At 43.8% G+C, this 13,567-nt stretch carries 10 protein-coding genes and 1 riboswitch; of the genes, 1 reads left to right on the plus strand and 9 read right to left on the minus strand.

Annotated features, from left to right (window positions below; genetic code table 11):
• Positions 1-38: 38 nt before the first annotated feature.
• The 7 genes from recJ to AC4CU0_RS14300 all read right to left on the minus strand — a co-directional run bounded on the left by recJ (position 39) and on the right by AC4CU0_RS14300 (position 7,589).
• Entirely contained in the window at positions 39-1,742 is a 1,704-nt protein-coding gene (gene recJ / locus AC4CU0_RS14270) for a single-stranded-DNA-specific exonuclease RecJ (RefSeq protein WP_490743377.1), read from the minus strand.
• The gene (gene pdxH / locus AC4CU0_RS14275; protein ID WP_180088738.1) at positions 1,743-2,399 is read right to left on the minus strand and encodes a pyridoxamine 5'-phosphate oxidase; all 657 of its coding nucleotides are present in this window, start codon (positions 2,397-2,399) and stop codon (positions 1,743-1,745) included. It abuts the gene before it with no gap.
• An 18-nt stretch (positions 2,400-2,417) separates the two neighbouring features.
• Positions 2,418-3,749 (minus strand): phosphoglucosamine mutase, encoded by a 1,332-nt coding sequence (glmM, locus tag AC4CU0_RS14280; RefSeq protein WP_490743378.1) that lies wholly within the window; start codon positions 3,747-3,749, stop codon positions 2,418-2,420.
• A 118-nt stretch (positions 3,750-3,867) separates the two neighbouring features.
• Complete coding sequence (guaB, locus tag AC4CU0_RS14285; RefSeq protein WP_078190562.1) at positions 3,868-5,334, minus strand: IMP dehydrogenase; 1,467 nt, start codon at positions 5,332-5,334, stop codon at positions 3,868-3,870.
• A gap of 219 nt (positions 5,335-5,553) precedes the next feature.
• Positions 5,554-5,919: a YkgJ family cysteine cluster protein gene (locus AC4CU0_RS14290; RefSeq protein WP_180108855.1), complete on the minus strand. Its 366-nt coding sequence runs from the start codon at positions 5,917-5,919 to the stop codon at positions 5,554-5,556.
• A gap of 99 nt (positions 5,920-6,018) precedes the next feature.
• Positions 6,019-6,816, minus strand: a complete 798-nt coding sequence (locus AC4CU0_RS14295) for an oxygen-binding di-iron domain-containing protein (RefSeq protein WP_078190564.1) — start codon at positions 6,814-6,816, stop codon at positions 6,019-6,021.
• Between the two features lie 194 nt (positions 6,817-7,010).
• On the minus strand, positions 7,011-7,589 hold the full coding sequence (locus AC4CU0_RS14300; protein WP_490743379.1) for a TMEM165/GDT1 family protein: 579 nt from the start codon (positions 7,587-7,589) through the stop codon (positions 7,011-7,013).
• 73 nt (positions 7,590-7,662) lie between these two features.
• Positions 7,663-7,806, minus strand: a riboswitch (yybP-ykoY riboswitch).
• A gap of 58 nt (positions 7,807-7,864) precedes the next feature.
• Here AC4CU0_RS14300 and AC4CU0_RS14305 point away from each other — a divergent pair.
• Positions 7,865-8,575 (plus strand): methyltransferase type 11, encoded by a 711-nt coding sequence (locus AC4CU0_RS14305; protein ID WP_490743380.1) that lies wholly within the window; start codon positions 7,865-7,867, stop codon positions 8,573-8,575.
• A gap of 48 nt (positions 8,576-8,623) precedes the next feature.
• Here AC4CU0_RS14305 and AC4CU0_RS14310 read toward each other — a convergent pair whose 3' ends face one another.
• Together AC4CU0_RS14310 and aceE are read right to left on the minus strand one after the other, a co-directional pair.
• Complete coding sequence (locus AC4CU0_RS14310) at positions 8,624-10,615, minus strand: 2-oxo acid dehydrogenase subunit E2 (RefSeq protein ID WP_490743381.1); 1,992 nt, start codon at positions 10,613-10,615, stop codon at positions 8,624-8,626.
• Positions 10,616-10,617: 2 nt separating this feature from the next.
• A complete protein-coding gene (gene aceE, locus AC4CU0_RS14315) occupies positions 10,618-13,320 on the minus strand; it encodes a pyruvate dehydrogenase (acetyl-transferring), homodimeric type (RefSeq protein ID WP_078193212.1) in 2,703 nt (900 codons plus the stop codon).
• Between the last annotated feature and the right edge of the window lie 247 nt (positions 13,321-13,567).

The following is a 13,567-nucleotide window of genomic DNA, read 5'->3' on the forward strand; positions in this document are numbered from 1 at the left end:
CTTCTGAGCGGTTTTTTATTTGCCTGTAAAAATAGAATTTATTGAGCCAAGTGTAGAACTCTCAATTGAACACTGACATTTCCTCTAAATTCATTTTTATCGAGTTCGTAGACCAAGCGGATTTGATCTTGCATAGGATTAAATTCATATTTTTCTGCCGCATTAAATGCAATTGCGTCCACCATTAAGCCATTATCTAAAGCAAGTTTTAATTTCAGATGCACATCTTTCAACCAACGATAATCTAAAACTTTAAATAGGCCTTCATAGACCGGTGCAGGGAATTTTTGTCCCCATGGACTTAAATTTTGCAAAAGATCGACGGTTTCGACATTAATGGCCGAATCGGGCAATTCGCCATCTGTCCAAATAGTGGCCTGAAATAAACTTTCATCTTGCGCAGCGATGAGTGCTTCAAAAGCGGTTTTAAATTCAGAAAAATGCTGCTTTTGAATGGTTAGTCCTGCTGCGGCTGCATGCCCACCAAAATGACTCACCAAATGTGGATGTAATTCAGCAATACGCTCAATACTGTCTCGAATATGAATACCTTCAATCGAACGCGCAGAGCCTTTAATATGTACGCCATCCTCATCTGCGGCAAAGACGATTGCAGGTCTATGAAATTGTTCTTTCAAACGCCCTGCAACAATCCCAATCACCCCTTGATGCCAATGCTGTTCAAACATGATCAAGGCTGCAGGTAAGTTATCCTGATCAAGCTGAATATGTTCTAACTCAGCCAGAGCTTCCTGTTTAATCTGCCCTTCGACTTGGCGTCTTTCAATATTGAGTTGATTCAACTGCTGCGCAATCGGATAAGCCGTACTTAAATCTGCCGCAATCAGACACTCAATCCCAATATCCATAGTCTCCATACGCCCAGCTGCATTGAGTCGTGGGCCAACTACAAAGCCCAAGTCCTGTGCTTTTAACTGTGCAGGATCACGACCGGCAATATCCAATAATGCACTGATCCCTGGACGACATAGTCCTTGCTGAATCCGCTTCAAACCAGCATCGATCAAGATCCGATTATTCAGATCTAGACTCGCAACATCGGCATAAGTGCCTAAGGCCACCAAGTCCAAATATTGGCTGAGGTTGGCTGTGGATTTAGCATTTTTTTTACGCATACTGGCCAAATTTGCCAACACATAAAATGCAACACCTACGCCAGCCAAGGCTTTACTTGGAAATTCACATCCCAATTGATTGGGATTTACCACCGCTTCTGCTTGTGGTGTTTCCTTTGTGGTCAGGTGATGGTCGGTAATGATCACCTGCATACCATGCGCCTGTGCCTGTGCTACACCAGCATGGCTCGAAATACCATTATCGACCGTAATCAGCACATCTGGAGTAAAGCTCACGAAGGCCAAATCAGCAATGGCAGGTGTCAGACCATAACCATATTTGAAACGATCTGGAACCAGATATTCAACATCCGCGCCCATATCACGTAGTGCCAAGACCATCAATGCAGTACTGGTCGCACCGTCGGCATCATAATCACCAACAATGACGATTTTCTTTTGAGTATCAATTGCTTGATCGATTATTTCAATCGCTTGCTCTAAACCCTTTAAGTTTGGCGCATGTAAGTGCTTAAGCTTCAATTCCAGCTCTTGTGCGGAAGAAACCCCGCGACGTGCCAATAAATCAGCAATAAACGGGGCAACGCCCTGAATATCTTCAGGGCGCGTCAAATAGGGTCTTTGTTGAATTAAAAGTTTAGACATTTATGGCATCAGTCGCTGTAAAACCCATTGACCATCCTGTAGTTTATAACTCAAGCGGTCATGTAAACGATTCGGACGGCCTTGCCAAAATTCATAATAATCCGGAACTAAACGATAGCCACCCCAAAACTCAGGTTTCGCCAATACCTCTTTGCTTTCCACTTGATCATGCAAATTTTGGAATCGCTGTTGTAATTCTTCACGGCTGGCAATAACACCACTTTGTGGGGTGCTAATGTGCGCTGCAATTTGGCTATCACGCGGTCGCTTATGGTAATAATCTGTCGATTCTTCGAGAGATATCTTTTCCACACGACCACTGACCCGAATTTGACGTTCCTGCTCTTGCCAATAAAACAATAATTCTGCATAAGGATTATCGAGCAGATCATTGCCTTTTTGACTGTCATAGTTGGTGTAGAAGTCATAACCTGCATGGGTCGCACCGCGCAACAAGACCGTCCGCACGTGCGGACGACCTTGGGCATTTGCCGTAGCCAAAGACATAGCATAGGGTTCATGCAATTGTGCTTCTAAGGCATGGTTAAACCATAATAAAAACTGCTCATGTGGATCACGGTTCACCTGATCTTCATGCAACTCACCTTTTTGATAAGTTAAACGCAGTTCACTTAAGTCCTTAATCACATCATTCATGCAATTTCCCCTCTTGATTTAAGCTGCATTGGCACGAACAGCATCAGCCAAATGATTTGCCAATGCGGTGACTTCTTCAAGGTCATTACCTTCAACCATGACTCGAATGACCGGCTCTGTGCCTGATTTACGAATCAAGATTCGACCGCGTCCTTTGAGCTGCGCTTCAGCTTTTTCAAACTCGCTCACCAATGCAGGTACGGCGTAGGGGTCAAACATCGCAGCCAAGCGAACATTCACCAAGACGTTAGGTAATAACTCAAAACCGTCCACCAATTCATGCAAAGCTTTACCTTGCTCAACCATCACCGTTAACACCTGAAGTGAAGCAATGATCGCATCACCTGTGGTGCTCTTGTCCAAAGTCAAGATATGACCTGATGGCTCACCACCCGTTACCCAACCTTTTTCTTCTAGGCCTTGTAAAACATAGCGGTCACCGACTTTGGCACGAAGCAACGGCACTTTGGCTTGATCTAAAGCAATTTCAAGTGCCATATTGCTCATCACGGTACCCACGATACCCACAGGTTTTTGACTCGCTTGAGTGGCTAAAATATAAAGAATATGGTCACCAGTAATTTGCTGACCATTTTTATCGACCATAATCACGCGGTCAGCATCACCATCAAAAGCGATCCCTAAATCTGCCTGATGTTCCACAACTGCTTTTTGTAAAAACTCAGGATGCGTCGAACCACAGTCTTTATTGATATTCAAACCATCCGGTTCGTTAAACAGCGCAATCACTTTTGCACCCAGTTCACGATACACCGAAGGGCCAACGCTATAGGCTGCACCATTGGCACAGTCCACCACAATTTTTAAGCCTGTCAGGTCAAAATGGTACGGGAAGGTTGATTTACAAAACTCGATATAACGACCATTGGCATCTTTTACACGCACACTTTTACCTAAGTTTGCAGGGTCTTCGATCACCAAGTCATTTTCAAGTTCTTTGTTTATGGCTTCTTGAATTTCATCCGGCAATTTTTTACCTTCGCTCGAGAAAAACTTAATGCCGTTGTCAAAATAAGGATTATGCGACGCCGAGATCACGATGCCTAAGCTGGCATGTAATGCACGGGTTAAATGGGCAATTGCAGGTGTAGGTAATGGACCCAGCAAATGAACATAAACACCTGCTGCGTTTAAACCGGCTTGTAAGGCTGACTCTAAAATATAGCCCGATAATCGGGTATCTTTACCTAGTACAACGATGGGCTTTGCTTTTTTACTGTATTGTTTTAATACTTTACCTGCGGCAAATCCTAGTTTTAATGCAAATTCAGGGGTAATAGGCAATTCACCGAATTTGCCACGAATGCCATCTGTACCAAAATAACTCATGTTGTACTCACTTCTTAATGGTGATCTTAATCATCACTTTTTACTGCAAATACTTTACACCAAAAACAAAAAGGCCGTCATATTAATGACGGCCTTTTCGGCTAAAAGCTACTAAATATCAACCAACACGGTAGTTTGGTGCTTCTTTAGTAATAGTCACGTCATGTACGTGAGATTCAGACATACCTGCCGCAGTAATTTTGACAAACTGTGCATTTTTACGTAAGTCATCGATCACCGCAGAACCGGTATACCCCATAGATGAACGTAAACCACCCATCATTTGATGAACGATGTTACCCATTGGACCTTTGTACGGTACGCGACCTTCAATACCTTCTGGTACAAGTTTTTCAGCGCCTGCTTTTGAGTCTTGGAAATAACGGTCAGCAGAACCCGTAGCACCTGCCATCGCACCCAATGAACCCATACCACGATACGCTTTGTAGTAACGACCTTGGAAGAATTCAACTTCGCCCGGTGCTTCTTCAGTACCCGCCATCAATGAACCTACCATGATGGTACTCGCACCGGCACCAATCGCTTTTGCCATATCACCAGAGAAACGGATACCACCGTCTGCAATCAATGGAATTTGATCTTTTAGTGCATTGGCAACGCTGTCAATCGCAGAGATTTGCGGCATACCAATACCAGCCACAATACGTGTAGTACAGATTGAACCTGGGCCAATACCCACTTTCACTGCATCTGCGCCAGCATCTAATAATGCAAGTGCTGCATCACCAGTCGCGATGTTACCGCCAATCACTTGAACTTGTGGATAGTTGGCTTTTACCCAACGTACACGTTCAATTACACCTGCAGAGTGACCATGTGCTGTATCAACAACAATCGCATCAACACCCGCTTCCACCAATGCTTCTACACGGCTTGGTGTTTCTGCACCTGTACCAACTGCAGCACCAACGCGTAAACGACCTAAGTCATCTTTGCAACTGTTTGGATAGTTTTCAGCTTTACGGAAATCAGTAACCGTGATTAAACCTTTCAGTTCGTTGTTGTCATTTACAACAAGGACTTTTTCAATACGGTGTTTTTGAAGTAATGCTTGGATGTTTTCTTTTGATTCGTTTTCACGAACAGTTACCAAACGATCATGGCCTGTCATGATGTTACTAACAGGTTGCTCAAGATTGGTTTCAAAACGAGTGTCACGACCAGTAACAATACCCACCACTTGACCGTCTTTCACCACTGGTACACCGCTGATGTTATTTGCTTGAGTTAAAGCAATCAGCTCACGTACAGTCGTTTCTGGTGTAACGGTAATTGGGTCTTTCACCATACCTGCTTCAAATTTTTTCACGCGGCGAACTTCTGCAGCTTGTGCAGCAATATCCATGTTTTTATGCAGGATACCGATACCACCGTTTTGCGCCATTGCAATCGCCATACGTGATTCAGTCACAGTATCCATCGCAGCAGAAACAAGTGGAATATTCAAATTGATGCCACGTGTGAAACGTGTCTTAAGAGAGACATCTTTTGGGAGAACAGTAGAATAGGCAGGGAGTAATAAGACATCATCAAAGGTTAGGGCTTCTTGAACGATGGTCAACATAACAGTCTCGCTGGTAATTTCCGTGAGCCATTATATACAAATTTCCGTTCAATTTTCATTTTAATTGCGGCAATTCTTTACGGAGTTTTCAATATTAACTATCGAATATGCTGTTTTCAGCAAGAATACACTGAGGGTTAGTCAGCAACTTGTTCAATACAGGCAGAATCCGAAGACTCTACCGCTTAATTTCAATAAATTTATTCTGGAACTAAAGCCTTAACTGACTTGATCGAAATCTTCATCATTTTCAGCGTTATGCAGTGGAATACTGATCAATGGAATCATTTGATGCGCGATGCGTGCTTTATTACATTGCTCATCAGCTATCTGCACACTTTTACATGTGGAACTGCGCGCCTCGTACACCCTACAACTCACTGCTTGCCCAATTTTCCCACCCAAAGCGATACAACGAGACTGTGTTTGATTGGTGCCCGCCATACATGAATACACGGCATTAACCGGCTCAGTATAATGTTCGGGCATATTCAGCCCTTCTGCCCAATAAAAAGAAACGCGATAGTGGGCACAACATGCTCCACAGGTTAAACATGCATCCTGAGTCGGTATTTGAGACAACATTTTTATCTATTCTCGTCATCTAAAAGCTTATTTTATGGACGAAAAATACTAAAAAATGTTATCTGCAAACTCAATTATTTTTTCTGAATTTTCAAGTCATTATACTGGGCAAGTAAAGACTGTTTCATCCATTAAATCGACACCACACTGCAAGGTTTCGATCCAATCTAAGAATTGATTGATCTGTTCTTTACCAATAAATGGCGTGCCGTGCTGCGGTACGATCATTTCCACATCCATCGTCCGTACCATGTTGACCCACAGACGGATCACTTTGTTCGAACACATGTAGCGCTGATGGAAGCCTTTCATTTTAGGAATATGAGCGGCAAAATTTTCTAAAGGTTTAGAGGCATCATCCACCATAGATGCGCCCATATCCCCTGAGAATAAAATTTTGGCAATCGGGTCATAAAATTGGAAGTTACCAACCGAATGTAGGAAATGTGCAGGAACAGCCACCAAATGACTGTTGCCTAATGGAATCACCTGACCATGATCTGGCAGTTCGATCAGACGATCCAACCAGTTGCCTTTCATCCGGTCACTCATAAATGCAGAGTTTAAATGCGGTAAGAAACGCGCCCACAGCTTAGATGCCACCACTTTGGCGTCGGTATAAACCAACCAACGCGGCATCGAGGTAATAATGTCTGGGTCCTGATGCGAGGCCATCACATAGTCAAGATTGGTCAAACGGGTATATTTATTCAGTTCCATAGTCAGTGGGACATAGGTCAAGTCACCACCCGGATCGAGCACCGCTGCGCGCTCATTATCCAAAATCAGGAACTGGTTCGCCTGTACGCCCTCGCCTTTTACCAAGCTGGTAAAGCTAATACATTTATGCTTTCCATCATCATAAAGTACCTGTGATGTTGTGCGTTCGAAAGCCATTCCCATTCCCCAAATTTTTTATCAAAAAAAATATATTCTATAGGTGAATAACATATATTTATTTAGGGAAACTTACAATAAATATTAAGTCAATATTATCTGAAATATCAGTGAATTGAGTCTCATTTATTGGCAAAGAATCCTGAGTTTTTAACTCAGGATTTCATGTATTTTTAATATGGTGAGATCATTATTTAAAATAAATAGTGTTGTGCCAACGCAGCCAAACCAATCACCAAGAATACCAAGGCGCCAATTTTATGAATCAGTGAAATCGGTAGTTTTTCTGCTAGTTTGTTCCCAATAAATACCGCAGGCGCATTAACCAACATGATGCCTAGTGTCGTCCCCAAAGTCACCCAGCCAATACTGTCAAAGCGTGCAGCCAGTGCAACTGTGGCAATTTGGGTTTTATCTCCAATCTCAGCCAAGAAGAACAAAACGAAAGTGGCACCAAAAACCCCATATTTTTGCCACTTATTGATACTTTCAGATTCATCATCCAATTGATCGGGGATCAACATCCACACCGCCATGGCAATAAAGCCCAGAGAAACAATCCACAATAAAACGGTTGGGCTTAAAACGGTGGTAATCCATTGACCCAGCACAGCAGAAACCCCGTGGTTCACCACAGTCGCTAGGAAAATTGCAATTAAGATCGGAACGGGTTTACGAAAACGTGCAGCAAGCAGTAAGGCAAGTAATTGTGTTTTATCGCCCATTTCTGACAGGGCAACAACAACAAGGGAAATGAAGAAAGCGGTTAACATGGTGCATTTCTCTGGCTAGCAATAACATATACCGATGACTTATCCCTCCTGCTAGCCAATGTGCAGAGTGATAAATCAAAGGTCTTGCCAACAAAAGAAAGCTACGAAGAGCTCATTTGGTTCTTTGCTATGATGACCATGCTCGTTTTAGAGCAAATATGTTGACCATCACCTTTTTACTTTGCGTAAAAAGCGGCTACTCCCCAATGAAGTAATGCTATTCTAGCGAGGAATGCATGTTTTCGCAATTTTAATTTTCGATGACTCAATTTGATATGCAAAACAATAATCAAAAATTTCAAGAATTTATTCAACACTATATGCATGTGCAGGATGTATTAATCATTGCAGGCGGCCCGTCTCAGCTCAGTTTTGACTTAACCACCATTCAGCCCTCAAAAAAACTGCTGATCATTTGCTGTAATCAAAGTTTTCTTCAACTTCCTCAGGCTCAAATTGCTCATCATTCAGACTATGCATGGTGGTTACAGTATCAGCCCATGCTCAAAGCCTGCTTTCAAGGTGACATCATTAGCGGATGTGGTTTAGGTCACAACCGGCCATATCCTGAACATGAAGTGATTAACTTCAAAACCGTGCGCATCGATACGCAAGCGGAGTTATTTCATTCACCGTACTTTGTTTATGGTAATAATTGCGGCCTTCAAGCCTATTCACTCGCACATCTCTTTCAACCGCATCGTATTTGGCTGATGGGCTATGACTTTCAACACCAACAGGGCCAAACACATGCTTATCAGCATCAACATGTGCAAGAACTGGAGCATTATGAAAAGTTTTGGGGCTTATTTTTAAAAGACTTCCAACGCTTTGAACATTTAAGGCACAAGCTTTGGCCGACGGCGCACCCGCATCGTACGTTTCCACTCACCTACAACCTCAACGCAAACTCGGCATTAAAGCTGTACCCTTCACCCATTGAACTTCCTGATTGGCTTTGCCAGTCCACCACCACAACACCATAAAAAAAACCCTGCCAAAGCAGGGTTTTTTTGAAACTTAAACAGGTCAGATTAGATCAATAAAGTTCGAATATCTTTGAGCAGCTTCGTCAGTTTATTAGCAAAACGTGCTGCGTCCGCTCCATTAATCACACGGTGATCGTATGACAATGACAGCGGCAGCATCAAACGTGGATCAAAGCTTTCACCATTCCATACTGGCTGCATGGTTGCAGGTGAAATACCCAAAATCGCCACCTGTGGCCAGTTGACCAACGGTGTAAATGCCGTGCCACCAATTGAACCCAAACTGGTAATGGTAAAATTCGCACCTTGTAGATCTTTTGGCGATAGTTTTTTGTCACGTGCTTTTTGACTCAGCTCACCCAGCTCAATTGCAATCTGCTTAATCGATTTTTGATCTGGATTACGCAGTACAGGCACGGTCAAACCATCAGGCGTTGCAACGGCAATCCCCATATGGATTTCATTACGTAACAATACTGACTTGCCATCATCAGACAAATGACCTGCAAATTCACGCTCTTCTTTCAACAAATAAGCCACTGCTTTGATGATGAAAGCCATAATGGTTAAGCCAATACCTTCTTTCTTAAAGTTAGCTTTTAAATCATTACGCCAAGCTTCAAGATCGGTAATATCCGCAGCATCGAATTGCGTCACTTGCGGGATAAAATTGTTTAAAGACAATTGCGGAATCGACACTTGTTGTAAACGTGTCAAAACTTTCTCTTCCACACCACCAAAAGCATCAAAGCTTGGCAATTTCGGCAAGCCTGAAACCTGTGCCACAGCTTGAGCTGCAGGTGCAACTTGCGGAGTGGTCAAACGGGTTTTCACATAAGCGAATAAATCTTCTTTCATTAAACGCTCATGCGGGCCCGATGCTTTGACTTCTGCCAAAACCACACCTAATTCACGTGCAAGCTTACGAACGGCCGGACCTGCATACACTTTGGCATTGGCAGCATTTTGCTCTTTGGTGAGCTTATCTGCGCCTTGTGGTTGCGGTGCTGCTGCTTCAACTTTGCTTTCAGCTTTAGGTGCAACTGTCGCAGGCTGTGCTACAGCTGGTGCAGGTTTCGCTGCTGGCGCTGGTGCAGGTGCTGCAACAGCTTGACCTTCGGCTTCAATCGTCACTAAAGCGACGCCTTCAGAGACACTTTGCCCTAACTGAACATGAATCGCGGTGATTTTACCAGCGGTAGAGCTTGGTACTTCTACCGTTGCTTTGTCTGATTCCACCACGATGATACTTTGGTCTTTTTCAACCACATCACCCACAGCGACTAAAATTTCAGCCACTGCTGCTTTATCAACACCTAAGTCAGGCACTGCAATTTCTACAGGCCCAGACGCCGCAGCCGTAGACGGCGTTGGTGTTGCTTCTGCGACAATGGGTGCAGCAACAGGCTGTGCAGTTTCTTGCACAGGAGCCGATGCAACCGCAGCAGATGAAGCCGCCGTTTTTACCGTTAAAATCACTACACCTTCTTTCACTACATCGCCAGCACTGATCGTGATCGATTCGATACGGCCTGATACAGTACTTGGAACTTCGACTGTCGCTTTGTCTGATTCCACCACGATAATGCTTTGATCAACATCAATCTCATCACCGACAGAGACCAAAATCTCACTCACCGTAGCTTTCTCTACGCCAATATCAGGGACTTGCACATCGATACTTTGCGACTGAGGAGCATTGGCTGCAACAGGTGCTGCTGCAGCTTGTTCTGCTTCCACAACCGGAGTTGGTTCTGCTGCTTGGTCTTCAGTTGCATTTTGTACTGGCTCAGCGGTAGCAGTACTTTGACCTTCTTCTTCCAACTCGATCAGCACAGCACCTTCAGCAACACTGTCACCCAGATTAACTGCAATGCTTTTCACCACGCCTGCCGAAGTGCTTGGTACTTCAACAGAGGCTTTATCAGACTCTAACAACACAATGCTGTCATCGACGCTAATGCTGTCGCCGACTTTCACTAAAATCTCAGCGACCGTTGCTTTATCTACACCAATATCAGGAGTCGTAATTTGCATGATTAGTTCTCCTCTTTGTAGTCAGCCACAGCATGCAGTTCCGGCGTTTCCTGCGGAGCCCATGCCACTGGACGGTCAGTATCTAGTTCAAAGCTTGAGATAGCATCTTTGACTAAACGCGCATCAACTTCGCCTTCATCCGCGAGTTTTTTCAATGTTGCTACCACAATATGTGCGGCATCGACACCAAAGTAGCTACGTAAGTTGCCACGTGTATCTGAACGACCATAACCATCTGTACCTAATGCAACGAACGGACGATTGTCTGGAAGATAAGCACGGATTTGTTCGCTATAAGCACGCATGTGATCGGTTGCCGATACCACAATACCGTCTTTTTCACGAAGTAATTGAGAGATCCAAGCTTCTTTCGTATCTTCAGCCAATGGATGTAGGCGGTTGTATTCTTCACACGCCATACCATCACGAGCTAATTCGTTAAAGCTAGTGACGCTCCACACATTTGAATGAATTTGATATTCATCACGAAGGATTTTCGCTGCTTTAATCACTTCACGCAGAATCACACCTGAACCCATCAATTGAACCGTTGCTTTCTCATCTTCTTCGAAGAGATACATACCACGTTTAATGCCTTCTTCGGCACCTTCAGGAATAGCAGGGTGTTCGTAGTTTTCATTCATTACTGTTAAGTAGTAGAACACACGCTCTTGGTTCACGTACATGCGTTTTAAACCATCATGTACGATTACTGCCAACTCATAACCAAAACATGGGTCATAAGAAATACAGTTTGGAATCGTATTTGCCAAGATATGTGAATGACCATCTTGGTGCTGTAAACCTTCACCGTTCAGTGTTGTACGACCCGCAGTTGCACCGAGCAAGAAACCTTGCGCCTGTGCATCACCTGCAGCCCATGCAATATCGCCAATACGCTGGAAACCGAACATCGAGTAGTACATGTACATCGGAATCATTGGCAAGTTATTGGTTGAATAACTGGTTCCTAACGCAGCCCAAGCACTCATCGCACCCGCTTCGTTAATCCCTTCTTGTAGCATGTGACCATCTTTGGCTTCACGGTAATGCATCAACTGTTCTTGGTCTTCAGGGGTATATTTTTGACCATGCGCAGCATAGATCCCCAACTGACGGAACATACCTTCCAAACCGAAAGTACGCGCTTCATCTGGCACGATTGGTACGACACGATCTTTAATGGCTTTTTCTTTCAATAATGATGAAATCAAACGCACCATCAACATGGTCGTCGATTGCTCTTTACCACCACTGCCTTTCAGTACCGCATCAAACACAGACAATTCAGGAATCGCCAGCTGTTCACTTTCTTTACGACGTGCAGGTAAATAACCACCCAATGCCTCACGACGCGCCTTCATGTATTTCAATTCAGGCGAGTTTTCACTCGGACGATAGAATGGCACTTCTTCAAGCTGTTCATCGGTAAATGGCAGGTTGAAACGGTTACGCACGTATTTCAACGACTCAAGCTGCATTTTCTTGATTTGATGCGTCTTGTTGACGGCTTCAATCTCTTCCGACAAACCATAACCTTTGACTGTTTTTGCCAAGATAACTGTTGGCTGACCTGTTTCCTTCATCGCTTCGGCATAAGCCGCATACACTTTGAATGGGTCATGGCCACCACGGTTCAGGTTATCAATATCTTCATCGCTTAAGTTGCGCACCAACTCTTCAGCTTCAGGATACTTACCAAAGAAATGTGCACGCGTATACGCACCGCCTTTCACTTGATAGCGTTGGAAGTCACCATCAACCGCTTCTTCCATCACCGCTTTTAAGGCACCTGAATCATCTTTTGCCAGTAACGGATCCCAATGACGACCCCATACCACCTTAATCACGCGCCAGCCTGCACCACGGAACAATGATTCAAGTTCTTGAATAATTTTACCATTACCACGAACTGGGCCATCTAGACGCTGTAAGTTACAGTTCACGACCCAAATCAGGTTGTCGAGCTTTTCACGACCTGCAAGTGAAATGGCACCTGTACTTTCAGGCTCATCCATTTCACCATCACCGAGGTAAGCCCAAACTTTACGGTTTTCTTCTTTGATCAGGCCACGGTTCATCAAGTACTTTTGGATGTGTGCTTGATAGATCGACATGATTGGACCTAGACCCATCGATACAGTTGGGAACTGCCAATAATCTGGCATCAAATATGGATGTGGGTATGACGGCAAACCTTTACCGCCAACTTCACGACGGAAATTATTTAAGTGCTCTTCAGTCAAACGACCTTCTAAGAACGAACGTGCATAGATACCCGGCGCACAGTGACCTTGATAATAGATCATGTCACCGCCAAAGCTGTCGCTATTGGCACGGAAGAAGTGGTTAAAACCCACGTCATATAAAGTTGCAGATGATGCAAAACTTGCCAAGTGACCACCTAAATCGTCACCGGTTTTATTGGCACGCAGTACCATTGCTAAGGCATTCCAGCGGATCAGCGCACGAATACGGCGCTCCATATCCGAATCACCCGGCATAGGCGGTTGTTCTTCAACTGAAATGGTATTTAAGTAAGGAGTATTTAGTCGCTGAATGGGAACGTGCTTAGCAATCGCTTGTTGATAGAGTTTTTCAAGCAAAAATGCAGCGCGGTCAGTTCCCATGTGCTGTAAAACTGAATCAAATGCGTCCTGCCATTCTTGGGTTTCTTGCGCATCTGTATCGCCATAAAACGCCATACTTCACCTATCCTATGTGCTAAATATATGGCTCTATTAGTACCATATTTTGGCTAGGCTCAGTTATCGCCACAAATGAATACGAAATAGCTCTGTTATTTATTTACTAAATACTCATTGATTAACAATTACACAAATTTACATTTTTGGGTCAATTTTCGCCATTTTTCATACAGACAATATTTTTTAAAATGATAATTTTATAGTTATTAGCGATAAATAAAAAAGCCATTGTCTGTAGAGGTTC

The sequence above is a fragment of the Acinetobacter sp. LipI_15 genome (genome assembly GCF_058242865.1).